This is a genomic window from Streptomyces sp. STAM6 (assembly GCF_054963715.1).
Map to the genome: position 1 here is coordinate 63810 of NZ_JBUEFZ010000019.1, position 18923 is coordinate 82732.

General features: G+C 73.5%; 21 protein-coding genes. 7 read left to right on the forward strand and 14 right to left on the reverse strand.

Translation table 11 applies throughout. The features are described 5' to 3' along the window. Positions 1–14 precede the first annotated feature (14 nt). The 5 genes from ACY34K_RS21625 (at position 15) to crcB (ACY34K_RS21645) (ending at position 2051) form a co-directional block, all read left to right on the forward strand. On the forward strand, positions 15–371 hold the full coding sequence (locus ACY34K_RS21625) for a hypothetical protein (protein WP_462749499.1): 357 nt from the start codon (positions 15–17) through the stop codon (positions 369–371). A 79-nt stretch (positions 372–450) separates the two neighbouring features. Beyond that, positions 451–876: an SsgA family sporulation/cell division regulator gene (locus ACY34K_RS21630; RefSeq protein ID WP_462749500.1), complete on the forward strand. Its 426-nt coding sequence runs from the start codon at positions 451–453 to the stop codon at positions 874–876. 37 nt (positions 877–913) lie between these two features. Next, a complete protein-coding gene (gene crcB / locus ACY34K_RS21635) occupies positions 914–1336 on the forward strand; it encodes a fluoride efflux transporter CrcB (protein WP_462749502.1) in 423 nt (140 codons plus the stop codon). Further along, positions 1333–1680, forward strand: a complete 348-nt coding sequence (locus ACY34K_RS21640; protein ID WP_462749505.1) for a DUF190 domain-containing protein — start codon at positions 1333–1335, stop codon at positions 1678–1680. Before crcB (ACY34K_RS21635) ends, ACY34K_RS21640 begins: the two co-directional genes overlap by 4 nt. Continuing rightward, a complete protein-coding gene (crcB, locus tag ACY34K_RS21645) occupies positions 1677–2051 on the forward strand; it encodes a fluoride efflux transporter CrcB (protein ID WP_462749508.1) in 375 nt (124 codons plus the stop codon). The genes ACY34K_RS21640 and crcB (ACY34K_RS21645) overlap by 4 nt, the downstream gene beginning before the upstream one ends. An 82-nt stretch (positions 2052–2133) precedes the next feature. On the opposite strand, the gene ACY34K_RS21650 is transcribed toward crcB (ACY34K_RS21645), so the two are convergent. The 4 genes from ACY34K_RS21650 to ACY34K_RS21665 form a co-directional block, all read right to left on the reverse strand. Beyond that, complete coding sequence (locus ACY34K_RS21650) at positions 2134–2712, reverse strand: hypothetical protein (protein WP_462749510.1); 579 nt, start codon at positions 2710–2712, stop codon at positions 2134–2136. After that, positions 2709–3938: an MAB_1171c family putative transporter gene (locus ACY34K_RS21655; RefSeq protein WP_462749512.1), complete on the reverse strand. Its 1230-nt coding sequence runs from the start codon at positions 3936–3938 to the stop codon at positions 2709–2711. Before ACY34K_RS21655 ends, ACY34K_RS21650 begins: the two co-directional genes overlap by 4 nt. Beyond that, positions 3935–4492, reverse strand: a complete 558-nt coding sequence (locus ACY34K_RS21660) for a toxin (RefSeq protein ID WP_462749514.1) — start codon at positions 4490–4492, stop codon at positions 3935–3937. Before ACY34K_RS21660 ends, ACY34K_RS21655 begins: the two co-directional genes overlap by 4 nt. A gap of 79 nt (positions 4493–4571) precedes the next feature. Beyond that, positions 4572–5012 (reverse strand): hypothetical protein, encoded by a 441-nt coding sequence (locus ACY34K_RS21665; protein ID WP_462749517.1) that lies wholly within the window; start codon positions 5010–5012, stop codon positions 4572–4574. 436 nt (positions 5013–5448) lie between these two features. Between ACY34K_RS21665 and ACY34K_RS21670 the strand changes: the two genes are divergently transcribed. After that, on the forward strand, positions 5449–6252 hold the full coding sequence (locus ACY34K_RS21670) for a VOC family protein (protein WP_462749519.1): 804 nt from the start codon (positions 5449–5451) through the stop codon (positions 6250–6252). Positions 6253–6265: 13 nt separating this feature from the next. Here ACY34K_RS21670 and ACY34K_RS21675 read toward each other — a convergent pair whose 3' ends face one another. The 9 genes from ACY34K_RS21675 to ACY34K_RS21715 all read right to left on the reverse strand — a co-directional run bounded on the left by ACY34K_RS21675 (position 6266) and on the right by ACY34K_RS21715 (position 17186). After that, a complete protein-coding gene (locus tag ACY34K_RS21675; protein WP_462749520.1) occupies positions 6266–8242 on the reverse strand; it encodes an ABC transporter permease in 1977 nt (658 codons plus the stop codon). Positions 8243–8341: 99 nt separating this feature from the next. Continuing rightward, a complete protein-coding gene (locus ACY34K_RS21680) occupies positions 8342–8737 on the reverse strand; it encodes a TOBE domain-containing protein (RefSeq protein ID WP_462749522.1) in 396 nt (131 codons plus the stop codon). A gap of 202 nt (positions 8738–8939) precedes the next feature. Beyond that, complete coding sequence (locus ACY34K_RS21685) at positions 8940–9413, reverse strand: helix-turn-helix domain-containing protein (RefSeq protein WP_462749524.1); 474 nt, start codon at positions 9411–9413, stop codon at positions 8940–8942. Between the two features lie 146 nt (positions 9414–9559). Further along, the gene (locus tag ACY34K_RS21690) at positions 9560–11443 is read right to left on the reverse strand and encodes a protein-arginine deiminase domain-containing protein (protein WP_462749527.1); all 1884 of its coding nucleotides are present in this window, start codon (positions 11441–11443) and stop codon (positions 9560–9562) included. A gap of 223 nt (positions 11444–11666) precedes the next feature. Further along, positions 11667–13805, reverse strand: coding sequence for a caspase, EACC1-associated type (locus ACY34K_RS21695; RefSeq protein WP_462749529.1), 2139 nt, complete (start codon positions 13803–13805; stop codon positions 11667–11669). A gap of 2 nt (positions 13806–13807) precedes the next feature. Continuing rightward, positions 13808–14287: an effector-associated constant component EACC1 gene (locus ACY34K_RS21700; protein WP_462749532.1), complete on the reverse strand. Its 480-nt coding sequence runs from the start codon at positions 14285–14287 to the stop codon at positions 13808–13810. A 109-nt stretch (positions 14288–14396) separates the two neighbouring features. Further along, positions 14397–15161 (reverse strand): DUF72 domain-containing protein, encoded by a 765-nt coding sequence (locus ACY34K_RS21705; protein ID WP_462749534.1) that lies wholly within the window; start codon positions 15159–15161, stop codon positions 14397–14399. A 36-nt stretch (positions 15162–15197) separates the two neighbouring features. Further along, positions 15198–15563, reverse strand: a complete 366-nt coding sequence (locus ACY34K_RS21710; RefSeq protein WP_462749536.1) for a PH domain-containing protein — start codon at positions 15561–15563, stop codon at positions 15198–15200. 81 nt (positions 15564–15644) lie between these two features. Further along, entirely contained in the window at positions 15645–17186 is a 1542-nt protein-coding gene (locus ACY34K_RS21715) for a helix-turn-helix domain-containing protein (protein WP_462749537.1), read from the reverse strand. A 175-nt stretch (positions 17187–17361) separates the two neighbouring features. Between ACY34K_RS21715 and ACY34K_RS21720 the strand changes: the two genes are divergently transcribed. Next, on the forward strand, positions 17362–17964 hold the full coding sequence (locus ACY34K_RS21720) for a hypothetical protein (RefSeq protein WP_462749539.1): 603 nt from the start codon (positions 17362–17364) through the stop codon (positions 17962–17964). 231 nt (positions 17965–18195) lie between these two features. On the opposite strand, the gene ACY34K_RS21725 is transcribed toward ACY34K_RS21720, so the two are convergent. Continuing rightward, positions 18196–18876, reverse strand: a complete 681-nt coding sequence (locus tag ACY34K_RS21725) for a hypothetical protein (RefSeq protein ID WP_462749541.1) — start codon at positions 18874–18876, stop codon at positions 18196–18198. Positions 18877–18923: the final 47 nt, after the last annotated feature.

Consider the following 18923-nt stretch of genomic DNA (forward strand, 5'->3'; position numbering starts at 1 on the left):
GCGGAGGACCACTCATGTCCCAGCGCGCCACCACCGTCACCCTGACCGTGCAGTTCCGCAAAGGCGTGTCCGGCGCCCCGTCGAAGGTGGCCCGGCCGGTGTTCGGCGCGGTGCTGGTCACCGTGACCGGCATCCTGGTCGTCGGCGTCGGCGGCGGGCTGATCCAGCCGGTGCGCCGCCGCGTGGAGCGGCTGCTCGGCGAGGCCCGACGCGATGCGGCGGACCCATGGCACGGCACGCCGGGCCGGCCGGCCGAACGCCAGGACGTCCTGCGCCACGAGCCGCCGCCGCGCAGGCCGCCCGGCCGTGGCCGCGGGACCGGCCCCGGGCCCGGTCCCGACCCGGACACCGGTGGGATCGACCCGATGTGAGCCGGGCGCGGGGCATCACTTGCCGCTGGGCGGGCACTGGAGAGGCCGGGCACCGATCCACCCACCCAGGAGGAACGACATGGACGCGGTCCTGCGCGACAAGGTCTGCATGCGGCTTCTCTCGCAGAACGGCGAGCAGCTCACCGTACTGGCACAGCTGACGTACGACGTCCGCGACCCGTTCGCGGTTTCGGTGGGTTTCACCCACGGCGGCCACGTCTACGCCGAGTGGCGCCTGGACCGGGAGATGTTGCGCAACGCGATGAGTCACCCGGTCGGGGTCGGTGACGTCCGGATGCGGCCCGCCCGGATCGGCGACCGCGACGAGATCCGCATCGAACTGCGCGGCCCGGGCGCCGACGGCGAGGCGGGACACGCCGAGTTCCGGGTGTGGGCGCGGTCCATCGGCCCGTTCCTGGCCCGCACCTACAAGGCGGTCCCGGCGGGCGAGGAGCGCCTGGAGGAACTCGACGCGTTCCTGGCCCAGCTGCTCACGAAGGGCTGAAAAGGCACCCCCGCGACGGCCCTGACAGGCTGGGGCCATGGCACTCTCCCGAAAGCGCGTCCCCGGCGACCCTGCCGCGGTGGGCGCGGTGGCGGTCGGCGGCGCGCTGGGCGCCTCCGGCCGGTACGGCGTCTCCCTGCTCTGGCCCGCCCCGCAGGGCGGCTTCCCCTGGGGCACCCTGTGCGTCAACGCGACGGGCTGCGCCGTCATCGGCGTGTTCCTCGTCCTGATCACCGAGGCGTGGCCGGCGCACCGGCTGGTCCGGCCGTTCTTCGGGACCGGCGTCCTGGGCGGGTACACGACCTTCTCCACGTACGCCGTCGACACCGAGCACCTGCTGGCCACCGGCCGTACGGCGCAGGCCCTCACGTATCTCGTGGCCACCCCGGCGGCCGCGCTGGCCGCCGTCACCCTCGCGGCGTGGGCCACCCGCCGCGCCCTGGCGGGGAGGGCCCGATGACGAAACGGACGGGTACGGCGCTGCGGCTGACGGTGTTCGTCGGCGAGAGCGACCAGTGGCACCACCGGCCCCTGTACACCGAGATCGTGCACCGCGCGCACGAGGCGGGCCTGGCAGGGGCGAGCGTGTTCCGCGGCATCGAGGGCTTCGGCGCCTCCTCGCTCATCCACACGGCACGGCTGCTGTCCCTCGGCGAGGACCTGCCGGTGGCGGTGGTCATCGTGGACGAGGAGGAGCGGGTACGGGCGTTCCTGCCGCGGCTGGACGAGCTGGTGACGGAGGGCACGGCCACCCTGGACCGCTGCGAGGTAGTCCGCTGGGCGGGCCCGGGGCGGGACGGGTGAACTGGCTGCTGGTCCTCGTGGGCGGCGCGGTCGGCGCACCGCTGCGCTACCTGACCGACCGGGCGGTGCAGGCCCGCCACGACAGCGTCTTCCCCTGGGGCACCTTCGCGGTGAACGCCGTGGGTTGTCTGGTCCTCGGCGTCCTCACCGGCGCGGTCGCGGCCGGCGCGGCCTCCTCCCGGCTCCAGTTGCTCCTCGGCACCGGCCTGTGCGGCGCGCTGACGACGTACTCGACGTTCTCGTACGAGACGCTGCGCCTGGCCGAGACCGGAGCGACGCGGTACGCGGTGGCCAACGTCCTCGGCAGCGTCGCGGTGGGCCTGCTCGCCGCCTGGGCGGGCGCGGAGGCGGCCCGCGCGGTCTGGGGGTGACCGAGCGGGCCGCCTCCATGTCCGCATTGAGCAGCGTGAGGCCGACCGGCAGCAGGCGGCTCCGGAGCCGAACCGAGCCCCTTCAAAGGGGCGCCAGGCCCGTGGCGGCGCCGAGCGCGGCGCCGGCGATCGTCTGGGCCACCGTGTGGTACCTCAGGGCGACGCGTGACCAGCACACGGCGGCCGTCATGCCGTAGCCGAGCAGCCACCACGGCGAGTGGACGGCGGCCGGCAGCGCCACGACGGCCGAGGCGACCGCCGAGTCCACGGAGATCTTCCAGACGGTGTTGACGGCCAGCAGTCCCACGGTCATCGCCCACAGGGCGAGCATCGCGACGAGGATGCCGGTGGGGGCGTGGCCGAGGACCATGACGAGCGAGCCCGCGCCGATGGAGCCGAGGATGACGAAGAAGATCGGTGCCCGCTTCGTCCGGTCGACGACGTGCCGGTCGCCCCAGGTGCCGCGCTTGCGTTCCCACTCGATGTAGCCGGCGGGGACGAGCCCGGCGCACAGGGCGCCGAGCAGGCCCCACGGCAGCCCGGTCCAGTCGCCCGCGGCGGCCAGGCCGATGGCGAGCATGCCGGCCAGCAGGAGGTTGCGGGGCTGGAGGACGTCGGTGACGGTGCGGGCCGCGCTGCGGGTGGCGGTGCTGGTGCTCACGCTGCTGAGGTCTCCATGGACGCGAGGACTTCCCGGGTCCGGTCGGCGGTGACGGTCCGGTACGCGGCGGCGACCCGTACCAGCCAGGCGACTTCGTCGTCCTGGTCGGCGGCGTGCCGCGGTTCGACGGCGGCGGCGGGCCCGGCCGGCGCGCCGGCGGCCTTGGTGGCGAGGGCGGCCTTGATCCAGTGGGCCTCGGCGAGCGGCCCGGCGCCGCCCGCCGCCCGGTCCGCCGCCACGAGGAGGCTGTCGGGGACGTAGTGCCGCAGCTTCTCGACCGCGTCCGCGATGTCGGCGGCCCACCGGTCGACACGCAGGTCGGCGGGCGTGTCGAACCGGGTGAGTTCCCGGGCGAGCGAGCGGGGCGGTTCGAAGGGCTGGTCGGGGAAGGCCGTCATCAGCTCGTGCCACAGCGGGTGGAGCCGGGCCTGCGCCCGCCACAGCTTGACGCGCCGCCAGCCCTTGCTGAACGCCGGGATCGACGCGCCCACCGCGAAGAACGCGAACAGCACGATCTGGGCGAACTCGGTGACCTTGTCGAAGGTCTGCGCGAAGGAGTGGCTGGGCGTGTCGACGACGCTGACCCACATGAACAGGGTGCGGCTGACGGTGTAGCCGACGCCGATGAACATGGCGGCGGTCATCATGCCGAGTCCGACGCGCAGGTGGCGCAGGGTGGCATTGCCGGTGGCGAGGGCCCACTGGTAGGCGCAGACGGCGGACGCGGCGCCCAAGTACAGGTAGAACACGCTCATGTAGAGCGTGGCGCCCCACTGGCCGGCGTGGTCGGAGACGAACCGGTCGGAGGGCACGGACCGGTCGACCACGGTGAAGAACAGCACGGTCAGCAGGATCAGCGTGGCGACGGACGCCTTGGCCGCCACCTGCTGGACGAACCGTGCGAACCGGACGTGCCGGGGGACGGCCCCGTCCTCCGGGTAGTGGCCGTAGATGGCGACGATGTAGCTGAGGATCGCGAGGATGGCGATGGTCGCCGTGTAGTGCTTGATGAGGACGGCGAGGTCGACGACCGGGCTGTTGTTGAGCCCGATGCGGACCACGTGGGTCTTCGTCCAGAGGGCGACGGCGAATCCCGCGTAGCAGCCCCACAGGGCCCGGCGGCGCTTGTCTTCTTCGTCGCCCCACAGCGCGGCCGGCATCCGCCAGAGGGCGACGGCGGTCATCAGACCGGCTATGAGGTAGCCGGCGAGGTCGAGCGGGGTCACGGGGAGTCCTTGGTACGGCGGAAGAGGCGGCGGCGCCGGTGGGCGACGGGCCGGGAGAGCGAGTTGGCGAGCCGCCCCACCATGTCATCGCTGGTGACGTCCCGGGCCATCCGGGGGATGAGCGAGGCACCGAATTCGGCCACGCGTTCGTCGTGCGTGTCGTACTGGGCACGGGCCTGGACGGTGGCGCCGGAGCGCAGTACCCGGGAGATGAGCGAGGTGTCGAAGACGGGCAGCAGCGTGCGCAGTTGTTCGGCGTCGAGGCTGGTGCCGTGGTCGAACCACTCGTGGCACAGCTCGTGCAGGATGACGTGCTGGGTCTGGTAGTCCGTGGGGCGCCGGCGGTAGAGCACGAAACTGGTGTCGCCCGAGGTGAGGCGCAGCCCGCAGGCGGCGTTGACCCGGGCCAGCCGCTCGGGCAGTTCGCGCAGGACGATGGTCCGGCCGCGGGCCGCCTCCATGTTCCTCACCAGCTCCGCGATGCTGAAAGGGGCTGGGATGGGGAGGTCGGCCAGTCCGGCTTCGCACTCTTTCCGCAGCTCGCGCATGGACATGGGGGCCTCTTGGTCGTAGTCACGCGTGCCTGTGACATGCGGTGGGCGATTTTAGCCAACCCACGCGGACACCTGTTCGCTACGGCCCCGGTTCGCGCTGTTCGGGTTCCTTCTTGCTCTCTTCCAGCAGGGAAAGGGCGAATTCCAGCAGTTCGGCGGGAATGCCGTCGTCGTCGAGGCCCCGGCCGGCCACCCCACTGATCTCGCCGGTGCGCCGCTTGGCGAGGAACTGCAGACCGGCCACCACGTCGTCGACGACCTCGGACTCCTCCTTGAAGAACCTCCAGTCGACGCCGAAGCCCAGCCCGAGCGCCTTGAGGATGTCCTCCGAGGGGTGGGTGACCTTTCCCGCCAGGATGTTGGAGAAGTAGCTGTGCGAGAGGGAGCCGCCCCGCTCCTTGACGAGCTCCGCGAACTGCCGCCCGGAGACCTTCTGGCCGGGGAAGGTCTTCTCCACCATGTATTCGACCTTCTGCTGCAACGTCCTCAGCTCGGGCGTCTGCTCTTCGCCGTTGTCCATCAAGGTCCCCACGTTGCGCGATGTTCGATTTCGGTCAACGGGCTCGTACTGTAACCGACCCTGAACATTGCCGCCTTTGCCTCGGTGACAAAGCGGAACATCCTGCTCCTGCTTCAGAACCGGACTTGCGTAAACACTCTACGTCACTGTTAACTCGAAAAAACACGGGCAGGGGGCCACGAGGGGAGTCCCTTGCCCGTGAGGACGTGCGCGGAATCGGGGAAGAAACGCGCCCGGAAAGGGGTGTAGCCCTTCGCGACGGGGGATGCACGAAGGGCTACACCGACAGTATGACACCTCGTCAATCGCTGAGGACAGCCGCCCCCGCGGACTCGCGCCGACTTCCCGGAGTTCCGGCGCGCGCATACGCCGACCGCTGATTAGCGTGGCCAGTGGACCACCTCCCATCCGGACCGAGCGGAAGAGGGTCGGAACGATGGCCGGACTGACCGAAGGCACCCCGTGCTGGGCGGACGCGATGTTCACCGACGTGGAGGGCGCCAAGAGTTTCTACGGCGACGTGCTCGGCTGGACCTTCGCCGAGGCACAGTCCGAGTACGGCGACTACACCCAGGCCTACTCCGACGGCAAGGCGGTCGCCGCCGTCGTACCGCCCATGGGCGAAGACGAGGGCATGTCCCAGTGGTGTCTCTACTTCGCCTCGCCGGACGCCGAGGCCACCGCGCGCAAGGTGCGGGACAACGGCGGCGAGGTCGTCATGGGACCCATGCAGGTCGGCGACTTCGGAACGATGGTGCTCGCCCGCGACCCCAGCGGCGTCGTCTTCGGCGTCTGGCAGGCCGGCGTCCACCAGGGTTTCGAGGCCCAGGGCAGGGCCGGCGCCTACTGCTGGGCCGAGGTCTTCACCCGCGAACCGGAGAAGTCCGACCCGTTCTTCGCCGCCGTCTTCCCCTACCGCGTGCAGCGGATGGAGGACGTGCCCATGGACTTCAAGGTCTTCCGCATCGGCGAGGCCCCGGTCCTCGGCCGGATGAAGATGACCCCCGAGGACTTCCCGCCCGAGGTGCCGGTGTACGTGAACGTCTACTTCGGCGTCGACGACTGCGACGCCGCGGTCGCGAGGGCGACCGAACGCGGCGGCGTGCTGCGCTTCGGCCCCATGGACACCCCCTACGGCCGCTTCGCGGCACTCAGCGACCCGCAGGGCGCGTTGTTCTCCGTGATCGACGTCAGCAAGCCCGAGGGCGAGGCACCGCGACTGGTCGACGAGCCGTCCTGACGCCTGCCCGGACCTACAGCGCGACCACCGTCGTCTCGGTGGCCTTGATGCTCGTCCAGACCGGCGTCCCGTCCGCCAGGTCCAGCTCCGCGGCGGCCTGCGGGGTGATCTCCGCGACGAGGTCCGGGGCCTTGTCGGAGGTGATCAGGACGCGCAGGCGGCTGCCGGAGGCGGTGATCTCCCGGACGGTGCCCGGCCAGACGTTGCGGGGGCTGCCGCCGGGGCGTTCGCGGTGGACCGCGACGGCCTCCGGGGCGATGATCGCCAGGGCCTCGGTGCCGGCCGGGAGCGGGTCGGCGACGACCAGGCGGCCGCCGGCCGCGAGACCGAGCCCGTCGTCGGTCGCCGTGCCCGGCCAGGCGTTGCGGCCCAGCATGCGGGCGACCCAGGGCGAGCGGGGGTGACGGGTGACCTCGGTGGGCGGCGCGTCCTGCACCGCACGGCCCTCGTCGAGGACGAGGACCCGGTCCGCGAGCGACACCGCCTCCACCGGGTCGTGCGTGACGATCAGGCACACCCCGCCGAAGTCCGCCAGATGGCCCCGCAGCGTGTGGCGCACGTGCGCCCGGGTGGTCTGGTCGAGGGCGGCGAGGGGCTCGTCGAGCAGCAACAGCCGGGGTCGGGCGGCCAGGGCGCGGGCCAGGGCGACGCGCTGGGCCTGACCGCCGGACAGCTCGGCGGGCCTGCGGCCGGCGAGATGGCCGACGCCGAGCCGGTCGAGCCACCGCCGGGCGCTGCGTCGGGCCTCGGCGCGCGGGACGCCGCGCGCCCGGAGCCCGTACGCCGTGTTCGCGAGGGCGGTCATATGGGGGAAGAGCGCCCCGTCCTGGGGGACCCAGGCGACCCCGCGGCGGTGCGGCGGCAGCTTCGTGACCTCCGTGTCGCCGAGGCGCAGCGCGGCGTGGGCGCGCGGCGTCAGACCGAGGAGCGCGCGCAGCAGCGTGGTCTTGCCGGCGCCGTTGGGGCCGACGACCGCGATCGTGGTGCCGGGCTCGGCGTCCAGCGAGAGCCGGTTGAAGCCGGTGACCTCGGCGTGCAGGGCCCAGCGCTCGGTCGGCGGGGCCGGGGGCGTGTCGTCCGGGGGCGGCACGGGCGCCCGGGGGGCGTCCGGCTCGGCGTCGGCCGCCACCGGGGCGGGCGGGTACGCGCGGGCGGTCGGCGTGCCCGACCAGCGGCCGCGCAGGGCGACCAGCACCACCATGGCGATGGCGAGCAGCAGCAGCGAGACCGACGTCGCGGCCTCCGGCTGCTCCTGGAGCAGCAGGTACACCTGCAACGGCAGTGTCTGGGTGGTGCCCGGCAGGTTCCCCGCGAAGGTGATGGTGGCGCCGAACTCGCCGAGCGCCCGCGCCCAGGTGAGGGCCGCCCCGGCGACGAGTCCGGGCGCGACCATCGGCAGCGTCACGGTGAAGAACACCCGGACCGGTGAGGCACCGAGGGACGCCGCCGTCTCCTCGTACCGCGGCCGCAGCCCGCCCAGCGCGCCTTCCAGGCTGATGACGAGGAACGGCATGGACACGAACGTCGCCGCGACGACCGCCCCCGAGGTGTGGAACGGCAGGGTGACGCCGAAGGTGTCCTCCAGCCACGGGCCGAGCAGCCCGCGGCGGCCGAAGGCGAGGAGCAGGGCCACACCGCCGACCGTGGGCGGCAGCACCATCGGCAGCAGCACCAGGGAGCGCACGACCGCCTTGCCGGGGAACGGCACGCGGGCCAGCAGCCACGCCAGCGGTACCCCGAGCAGCAGGGACAGCCCCAGCGCCCAGAACGACACGACGAGCGACAGCCGCAGGGCCTCGACGGTGGCGGGGCTGCCCAGGTGGCCGGCGAGCTCGCCCCACGAGGTGCGGGCGAGGACCCCGACGAGCGGCAGCAGCAGCAACGCCACGGCGAGCAGCGCGGGCAGCGCGAGAGCGATCGGCGCGCGCGAGCCGGGCACGCGCGAGCCGGTTGCGGGCAGGCGCGGCCCACGGCTCCTGAGACGGTTCATCACTCTTCCCTCGGTCGTGCCCGCGAAGCCCCGTCTGCCCGGCGGGCGGACGACGCCACCTTGCGGACACCCCGGGCCGCGGACGGCGAGCCGCGCGGGTCAGGTCCGGTCGATGTGCACGTTGGTCGACTTCACGCGGGCGGTGGCCTGCATGCCGACCTCCAGGCCCAGCTCCTCGACGGCCTCCCGGGTGAGCAGGGAGACGAGCCGGTGCGGACCGGCCTGGATCTCCACCTGGGCGGCGACGTCGCCGAGCTTCACGGCGGTGACGATGCCGGGGAACGCGTTGCGGGCAGATGTGTACGCGGCCTCGTCCTCGCCCAGGGCGCCCTGGCCCACCTCCACGGAGAGCGCGGCCAGGTCGCGGCCGTCGATGAGGCGACGCCCGCTCTCGTCGCGGTGGGTCGCGACACGCCCGGCATCGGCCCAGCGGCGCGCGGTGTCGGGACTGACGCCGAGCAGACGAGCCGCCTGTCCGATGGTGTAGGACTGCATGTGCGCCACGATATGCACGCTCTGGCCGCATGTACAACGTTTCGGGCGTTCATCCGTCGCAGATGCGGCCCCGTCTGGAGGAATCGCCAAGCGCGGCGCTCGCGAGTCCTCCGCGCGTCGGCACCCTCACCGGCAACAGGATCGACCGGACGGGCCCCTGTGTAGTGATGACGAGCGTGGTCGACGCTCGTCATCACTACACCTAGGCGGCCAGCCGCACGTCGCCGCGGGTGGCGGAGGACCGGCCGCGGCCGGGCCCGCGGCGACGGGCGGCGCTCAGCTCCGTCATGCCGCGGACGGCGCCGGTCCGACCGGGCTCCGTCCGGACCGGCGCGGCGGGGGCGCCCGGCGCGGCGGAGGCGGTGCTGCCGGGAGTGTCGGCGGTGGCGGGGGAGATTTCGGTCCGGGCGAGCGAGAGCAGGTCGGCGAGCCCCAGCCCCAGGGCCCGCGCGGCGGCCGCCAGTACCTCCGAGGAGGCCTCCTTGCGGCCCCGCTCGAGCTCGGAGAGGTACGGCACCGAGATCCGGGCCGCCTCGGCCACGTCCTTCAACGTCCGCTCCTGCGCGCGCCGTTCACGCCGCAGGGCGCCGCCGACGACGTGCCGCCAGAGAGGCTCCTTCGCCGGGTAGGGGCGCAGCGGGACGACACGGGCTTGCTTCGGGGCCTGGTTGCTCACCCGTTCAAGGGTAGGAGCGTCACGTCCCGCCACAAGGGGACGGCGTTCCGCCCTCGGTGGAATCGACCCGTGCGTGAAGGGCAGGACCGCGTACGAAAGGGCGGCGTGCCCGGCGAACCGGTCACGCCGCCCGGACTCCCCCGCCGTCAGCGCTTCCACCACATGCCGGAGGCGTCGCGCAGGGTGTTCGTGCCGCAGTGCACCTCGCCCATGCCGAGGTGGTAGGTGTCCCAGTCGTCGATGTACGACACCTTCAGGCCCTCGCGCGTGTACGCGGCGGTCACGGCGGCGGTGAAGACGTCCTTGCCGCCGATGACCGGACCCCACTGGCGGGGTGCGAGATAGCGGTCCCTGCCGAGCAGCACGCCGTTGACCGCGCCGGGGACGTACGCGCTCGTCATGACCGCACCCGGGCCCCCGGCACGGTCGGCCGACCGCCGAAGCTCCTTCTGCTGGCCGTGCTCACGCACCGCTTCCGGCACCGGCGGTTCTCCGGCGCCCATCCGCGAGAGCCGCGGCATGCGGTCGCCCCGCTCGTCCTCCTCCGTACCGCGCGTGTAGAGCGCGGGGACCCGCACGACCTCGGCGTCGGTCACGCCGGTCTCGCGCTGGAGGACCGCCAGGTTCGCCCTGATCCGCTGGGCGGCCATGGTGTTGTCGGCCACCAGCCACTTGGAGGCGAGCGCCTGGTCGATGGTCTCCTTGGGCGCCGGCACGTCCTTGCTGCCGGGCACCGAGAACATCCGGGTCTTGCCGTGCCCGGCCTTCTGCGCGTCCCGCAGCAGCTTCAGCCCCGCCTCCGGGTCCGCGATCCCGATCTTCCAGCCGCGCGGTGTGTTCGCGGGCAGGAACTGCACGAACTCGTCGACGTGGCCCACGTGCAGCCAGGACGTGTCGAGCAGCAGCGGGTCCTGGAAGCCCTGGGACTTCAGCAGCGTCCGCATCACCTGTGCGGGCTTCGAGCCGTTGTCCTTCCGCTCGCCCATGATGATGCGCCCGGCCGGGAACGAACGGCCGCCCTGGGCGTACGGGGGAACGGTCTCCAGGTTGCCCATCGAGTTCAGGGTCCACTCCTCCGAGTCGCGGACCCCGGACACCTGCACCACGCCCACGCCGTTGCCGCGCAGCTTCTCGAACAGCTCCCGTCCGGCCTCGCGGTCCGCCTGCGCCGAGCGCAGCATCACCCGGATCACCTGCCGGCGCCCGTCGGGTCCGGTCATGCTGACGTAGCCCGGCTCGACGAAGTCCTGTGCCCAGATGTCCCCGTACTTGTCGAAGGTGACCAGCGGCTTGCTGATCCCCGCCGCCTTCGCCTCGGCCGCGAGGCCCTTGACGAACGCCTGCTGCCGGCGCACCCAGGGGTCCTTTCCGGGCAGCCTGGTGACCATCATCTGCTGCGCGTTCTGCAGATGGTGGTGGGTCAGCAACGGGGCGACCCGCAGGGTGACGTCGTCCGAGGAGCTCTTCCCGCCGTCGGTCACCGTCAGGCGTATCACGGCGCGGCCGTCCCAGACCGCGCTGTCGCGTATGACGTCGGTGCTCTCGACGCCGAGCTCCACCCCGGAGCGGAGCTCGGCCGGGGTCAGCCGGGTCCTGGCGGTGACCAGGGTCCAGCCGGCGCCGCGTTTGACGAAGACCCGGGTTTTCTTGCCGCCCGTCACGACGCTCAGCGACCCCGTGGCGGAGGCGGACACGTTCCTCATCGGCACGGCGCGCACCCGGGCCAGATCGGCGGCGTCCGCGGCGCCGTTCACCACCGCGTCGGCCGCGTCGTTGCAGGCGGCCAGCTTGGCGTCGGGCAGCGGTTTGCCGCCCGGGCCGGTGGACTTGCACCGCTTGGTGTCGTCGTCGATGTTCGGCAGGAAGAGCGCGCCCCGCTCCGGGCTCCAGCCGTCCTCACCGGCCGTGTCCGTCGCCCCGGAGACGTCCACGCGCCCGTCCCGGTTCACGTCCGCCCGGAGGTCGACCCGGGGCGGCTCGGCGGCGAACACCGGGGCGGCCGGCGCCAGTACGGCACCGATCGCGGTCATCGCGGTGATCGCCACAGTCGCGCGTCTTGCTTGGCTCGTACTCAACGTGCGTCCTTTCGTGGGGATGGACTGTCGAGCCGGAAGAGGGCGCGTGCGCACGGGCCGTTGCCTGCCGGGCCGGGGATCATCCCGGAAACGGGCCGCCTGCGACCCGGGAACGAGACGGCCTCGGCCCGCGGCATGACGACGCACCGGGGCCGACTGCGGTAGGGGGCGGGGTGCTTCAGGCGCCGAGCGCGATGAGCTGGTCGTCGGAGGTGGCGAGGTACACCGCCCGGCCGTCGGCGGCCACCGTCCCGGTGGCTCCCGGGGCCGGGTACCGCCAGCGCTCGGTACCGCTGGTGGCGTCCAGCGCGTAGACGTAACGGGCCGGGGCGGCCTCGGCGGCCCGGCTGTCGGGGTCCTCCGGCACGGCGATGCTGCCGAGGTAGACCGTGCCGCCGTACAGGGTGGGGACCGCGCTGCCCGTCACCGCGTTCCACGACGCCAGCCGCTCCCCGAACCGGACACGGTGGCTCCAGGCGGGCGTGCCGCCGGCGGGGAAACGGGCCGTGATGCGGCCGTCGGAGGTGGTCGAGTACAGCGTCCCGCCCGCCAGGGTGAGCGGCTGGAGCAGGTCCGAGGAGGCGGCACCGCCGGTGCTCTCGTGGGTCCACCGCCGCTCCCGCGTGGCGAGGTCGACGGCGACGAACGTGCCCATGTTCTCCGTGTAGACGGTCTGCGCGTCGGCCGCGACGTACGGGGCGACGTGACCGTTGATCCGCCACTTCTCGCGGCCGTTCGCGAGGTCCACCGCGGCCAGGTGGTTGGCCTGCTCGTGCGTCACCTGCACGCAGACCAGCGCGTCGCTGACGGCCGGGGCGGAAAGGACCCCGCCCCGCGGCGAGTACGTCCACTTCTTCCGGCCCGTCGTCGCGTCGAGGGCGTACAGGGAGCCGCCCCACCGGGACGCGTAGACGACGCCGTCCTTGACCACGAGCCGTACCTCGTCCGGGGCGATGTCGGTGCCGACCTTGACGGCCCACCGCTGGCGGCCGGCACCGGCGTCGATCCCGAGCACGTACCCGTTGCCGTCCGAGGCGTAGAGCAGACCGCCGGCCACCGCCGACGTGTTCAGGCCGTCGAACCAGGTGTCGTGGCGCAGCGTCCAGCGCGCCCTGCCCGTGGCCGTGTCGAAGCCGTACAGCGCGCCTTCGCCGGGCACACAGACGACGTCGGCCACCACCGCCACGTCGGCGGGCCCCACGCCGGAGGCGAGTTTCGTCCGCCAGATCGGCTCGCCCGGTGTCGCCCGTGGGGAGCTGCGGCTCGGGGCGGGCGCCGGGGCCTTCGCCGACGCCGACGGGGAGGGTGACGGCGAGGCGGACGGCGCGGCCGCCGGACCCGGGGCGGGGCCGCCCGGTGTGGTCCCGCCGCCCGCCCCCGGCCCCTTCGCCCGGGTCTCGGTGCCGTGGCCGAAGAGCAGGTCGCGCACCCCGAAACCGAGCCCGCCGAGCGCGGCCGTCCCGGTGGCGATCCCGGTGAGGACCGTACGGCGGGACAGCCGCCGCGGCAGGGGCGACGGCTTCGGCGCGATGGCGTCGAGCACGGGGTCGGCGGCCCGGCCGGACTCCGGTGCGTGCGCGCGGTTGCGGGCCAGCACGATGAGCCCGCCCGCGTTCCTGTTGCGCTGCTGCGGCAGCGGCCGGTCCTTGGCGTCCAGCTCCGCGTACACATGGCGGTAGATGGTGTCCATGTCGAGCAGTGCGGGGCCCTCGGCGACGCCCCGCACCAGAATGCCGATCAGTTCGCCGGTGAAGGCGGTGTACTTCTCGCCGGGGAAGGACAGCGCCTTGCGCGTCTCCGCGGTGGAGGTCAGCAGACATGTGCCGTCGATGAGCGCCTGGGCCGTGATGTGGTCACCCGCCCCCATCTCGCCGATCAGGGCGCGCCCGCTGTAGCAGCTGTCCAGGATCACCACCTTGCGGCGGGCCGTGACGGCCGGGTCGAGGACGGCCCGGCGGACGTACTCGTACCGCAGCGCCGTGTCGGGTCGGCCCTGTTCGGAGGCGGGCAGGGCGAGGTACAGCTCGTCGGTGTAGGGATCGACCAGGCCGTGGCCCGCGTAGTACACGACGAGCGTGTCCGTCGCCCGCGGCGCCTGCCGGTGGAGCGCGTCCAGGGCCGCCCGGGCGCTCTCCGGCTGTGCCACCACCGTGCAGTGGGACGCCGGCAGCCCCCACACGGCCGGATGCTCCAGTGCCTGCCGCAGCCCGGTGAGATTGTGCTCGACCGCGGGCAGGCCGGGCAGCTTCCGGTAGCTGTGCGCCCCGATCAGCACCGCGCGGGAGGCGGCCGGGTCCGGTAACGACGGCTCCGCCACGACTAGGGCTCCGCGTCGTCGTCGGGGGCGGGAGCGGCCGGGCCCCCCGTCGCCCCGGTGGTTCCGGCGGCCCCGGTCGCCCCGGTGGTTCCGGCGGCCCCGGTCGCCGCGGGCGGATCGCCCAGCGCGTCCACGATCCGGCGCACCACCTCCGGATCCGCGGCTTCCGCCGTCAACTCCACTGTCACACCGTCACGTTCGAGCCGGACGGCCGGCGGCCGGCGCCTCGTGTCCCGCCACGCCACCACCGCGACCACCAGGCTGCTCAGCGCCAGCGTATGGTCGACGACCGCGCTGATCGCCTCGAAGGCCCCGCCCATCTCGCCCGGCCTCAGCGGCGCGCCCACGAGGGTGAGCCTCACCTGACGGGTGACGTCCCGGTCCTGTGCCACCCAGCGGTGCAGCGACGCCAGCGCCTGACCCCCGTCGGCCTCCGCTTCCGTGCCCGAACCCCCGCTCGCGACGGCGATACGGATCTCCACCGAGCCTCCCTCCGGTCGGACCCTCGGCCAGGCCCCCGGCGCATAGTAACGAGGCAGGTGGGGTGAGGGGACCCGAATGCGGGGCGGGTACGGCCGCCCCAACGCCCGTTCAGACGTGCGGTGTCCGGGTCACCGTCCAGCCCCGCGACGCCGCGATCCGGGCGAACGTCCCGGCGTCCACCACGGCCGCGCCCCCCGGGTCGTTGTTGAAGTACACGTACACGTCGTCCGCGTCGGACCAGGCCTCCGAGATACGGCCCGCCCACGACGTCAGGGCCTGGCGGCCGTAGCGCGGCGACGGCCGCGCGAGACCGGCGTGGAACCGCACGTACCCCCAGGCCGCGGTGCGCCACAGCGGCGTCACCGGCCGGGACCACCGGTCGGCCCAGCACAGGGCACTGCCGTGCCGCTCCAGCACCGCCCGGAGCTCCCGCCCGGCGTCCCACCACGAGGGGTGGCGCAGCTCCACGGCGACCCGCACCGAGCCGGGGAAGCAGCGCAGACAGGCCTCCAGCGCCGGGAGGTTCTCCCGGTAGTTCGGCGGCAGCTGCACCAGCACCGGCCCGAGCCGGTCACCAAGACCCTCGGCGCGGTCCATCAGCCGCGCGACCGGCTCCTCCGGCTCGCGCAGCCGCTTCACATGGGTCAGATAGCGGCTGGCCTTCACCGCCATCACGAACCCCTCCGGCGTCCGCTCCCGCCAGGAGGCGAAGACGTCCCGGCCGGGCAGCCGGTAGAACGCGTTGTTGTTCTCCACGGTGGCGAACCGGCCGGCGTACTCCTCCAGCCACAGCCGCTGGGGCAGGCCCTCCGGATAGAGCACGCCGCGCCAGTCCTTGTACTGCCATCCCGAGGTTCCGACAAGCATGGGCATGGTCCGATCATGCCCATGCTGGTGCGAACCGGGCGACTACCGCGCCACGAACTGGGTGAGGATGGCCTGCACCTCGTAGATGTCGACACCCTTGGTGAAGGTCTTCTGGATCGGCAGCTGGCTGCCGGACACCCAGATCTTCAGCTCGGCGTCGAGGTCGAAGGTGCCGGCGGTCTCCACCGCGAAGTGGGTGATGCTCCGGTACGGGACGGAGTGGTACTCCACCTTCTTGCCGGTGATCCCCTGCTTGTCGACCAGGATGAGCCGGCGGTCGGTGAACAGGATGGTGTCGCGTATCAGCAGGTACGCCGCGTGCACCTGCTCGCCGTGGCCCAGCAGCCGCGCGTATTCCTGCTGCGCGCTCGCCGGATCGATGGCGTGGGCGTTCCCGAACAGCGCCATGACAGTCCCCCCAAGTGTCGAACACGGATGTTTCCCGCACTGTATCCGCCGGTTCCGGCGGCTGATCCCGCCCGACGTGGATCACTCCCGGACGCGGATCCAGCGCCGCTGGACGGTGTCGTACTCGTGGACCGGCCGCCCCGCGGTTCCGCTCGTGCGGAACGGGCGCCCGTCGTCGCCGATCCTGACCGTGCCCGAGCGCCCCTCGGAGCTCCACTCCAGCTCCAGGTACCAGCGGCAGTCGCAGTCCGCCGTCCGGGCCTTCACCAGCAGCGCCTCGGGATCCGCCGAGGTGACGGTGTACGGGAACGACACCGCCGGGATCGACGTGCCCGCCGTCCCGTCGAAGCCGGCGACGGGACGGGCGACGGGCCGCGGGGCGTCCAGGTCCACCTCGATGTGGCGCGGCGTCAGCGCGCCGCCGCAGCCGCCGCCCATGCGGTACGCGTTCCACCCGAGCGCCGGGGCGCGCGCCTCGACCCGCACGCGCAGGGCCTCCAGCACCACGGCCTTCCCGGACGTGCCCTGGACGGAGATCCGCACGTTGGTGTCCCCGCCGTGCACCGCGCCCATCGAACCCGCCCACGGCCGGGCGTCCTGCTCCACCGGCGGCGGAGGCACCTGCCCCGGCCCGCGGTCCAGTACGTACGCGTGCCCGCACCCGTTCTGCCACACGTCCGCCGTGGCGGTCCATGTGAACGGCACCGGGGGAGCGGGAGCCGGAGGGGTGGTGGCGGGTGCGGTGGCCGCCCGCGGGACGTCGTCGCCGGGCTCGCCCCCGCCCCGGAGGCCGGGCGCGGCGACGACGCCGATGACGACGGCGGCGGTCGCGGCGGCGGTGGCGACCAGCCCCGCCACCCGCCGCCGCGCCGCTCGCCGCGCCGCCGCCGGGTCCGGGAGCGACTCGGTCGCGGCGACTTCGGCGGGCGGCGCCGGATCGTGCGCGACGAACTCCACAACCGGCCCGCGCGTCGGCTCGGCCGCCTGGTCCGCGGACCGCGGGACCGCCGCGGGAGCGTGCTGCGCCGCGGCCGGGCGGTGACCGACGCCCGGTGTCACGTCCGGGGTCGGGCCCGGGGTCGGGTCCGGGGCCGAGTCGCCCGGTACGGGAGTACCTCGGGGTGCGGCGGGGCGGTCCTCGGCCCTCGGGGCGGCGGGGCGTGGTGCGGCGGCCGGCGGGTCCGACGCGGGCGCGGGGCCCACGGGTTCGGGCTCCACGGGGCCCCGCAGCGGCTCGGGATCGACGTCCTTCGAGGGGGCCGGATCGGGGGTGGGGGCCACGTGCTCGGGCGCGGCCCGGGGCCGCGCCGGTGCGGGCGCCGGGTCTGCCGGGCGGGGTGCCCCGGCCGGTGGACGTACGGCGGGGCGGCGGACCGCGTCGGCCAGGATCCACAGGCGGTGCAGTTCGACGACCTCCCGGGGCGACGCCCCGCACAGCCGGGCCAGCCGCTCGACGGCCGTGAACCGCGCCGGTACCGCCTCGCCGGAGCCGTACCGGTGCAGGGTCGACGCGCTCACCCCCAGGCGCCGCGCCAGCGCGCCGTAGCTGCGGCCGGAGCGGTCCTTCAGCGCCCGCACCTCTTCCGCGAACCGTTCGACGTCCGGTTCCCTCGCCGTACCCATCCGCACCAGTCCCCGTTCCGGTCCGTATTCCACCCCACCCGCATATCCCCACGTCAATGGGGGTGGAATGGTTCCACCGTTCCGCGGGGCCGGGCTCCTATTGCCCGGTCGGCACAGGCGTGGAGAAGCTGGAGGCACGACCGGCACCGACCACGCAAACGGGGGATTTCCGTTCATGATCACACTGCGCACCACGTTCACCGCCGCCGTCTTCGCCGCCGCGGGCCTCGGCCTCGTCGCCGCGCCGGCGACCGCGGCGCCCAAGCCGGCCTTCCTCGACGCGGCGCAGATGCCGCCGTCCTCGACCGCGTGGACCGCGGGGGCGGTCACCGCCGGACTGCCCGAGGGCGGTGCCGCGTGCGCCCCGGGGATCCTTCCGGCCGCCGGCACCAGCCACCGTGTCTTCCGCACCGAACTGGACACGGGCGGCGTCCAGATCACCACGGTCGCCGCGAACAGCACGAAGGCCGCCGAGCTCGTCAGCAGGCTGCGCAAGGCGCTCGCCACCTGTGCCGACCGCATCGAGCAGCAGTACCCGACGACCGAGGCGAGCGGCGCGTACCACGGCAGTCTGGCGGTGGAGGAGGGCGCGTACGTCTACAGCCTGGACACCGAGGACCGGGAGGTCGGCAACACCGACATCAACCTGTTCTCGGTGGGGCGTGACGGACGCACCGTCACCTACGTCAACTGGGGCCGGATGGGCGATCTGGCGGACGCCCCGGTGGGGGACTTCAAGAACACCACGCGTACCGCCGTGAACAAGCTCTACCGCTGATCCGTACCCCGCGGAGCCGAGTTCACCTGCCCGCCGCCGAGGGGGAGCGGCGGGCCGGTGGCTCACCCGCGGCCGGGGCCGGGCCCGCCACCGAGATCACGGGCGGGCCGTTCGGTTCGGCCGGGAAGGGGCGGGGATTCGGGTGGCCGCCTCGAAGACCGAGTACGGGCGACATGCGGGAGGTGATCCGGTCCCTCACCGCGGTGGAGCCGACACGGACCTGGAACCGGGTCAGTCGTCGGACGGCTCCGCCAGCTCCTGGAGTCGTTCGGCGATGTCGTCGGCCCAGGCCTGCGCCCATACGCGCAGTTCACCGATCGCGGCTTCGCCGAGGCCGTACGCGGCGAACTCGCCGTCGTCGATCAGTTCCGCGCCCGCGAGGCGTTCCTGAAGGTCCGTGAGGTCGAAACCGTCACGGGCGTGCCGGCGGCCGAGCTCCTCGAGTTCCAGGAGGCTCCAGCGGTCGGCCGCCGCGCGTACGTCGACCAGGTCGACCGCGAGGCCGCGGTCGGCCAGGGCGCGCACTTCCGTGCCGACCACGTCCTCCAGGGACAGCGCCGGACCGAGCCCGGTCGGCACCGGAGGCCGCCAGAACGTCTCCTTGGAGACGTCGACCCGCCACTCCTCACCGGTGGCGCCGTCGGTGACGGTCAGCCGCGCGGCCAGCGGGTCCACGGTCACGGAGTGCACGAGCCACCCGCGCTCCCGCAGTCCGGCGCGCACCGCCTCCGCGATCCCGGCCATCGGCTCCGGGCTCTCGGTGGCGACCTCGACCTCCCGGCCGGGCCCGATCCGTGCGACCAGCCCGTGGGCGTGGGCGGCGTACGCGCCCGCCAGCACGAGCGGGCGGTCCCCGCCCGCGGCGAGGACGTCCACCGGCAGACGATGGCGGGGTTCGGGGGTGGTGGTCATATGCCGATTATCCGCGGCGGGTGGCCCCGCTCCGGGCACCGTGGTGT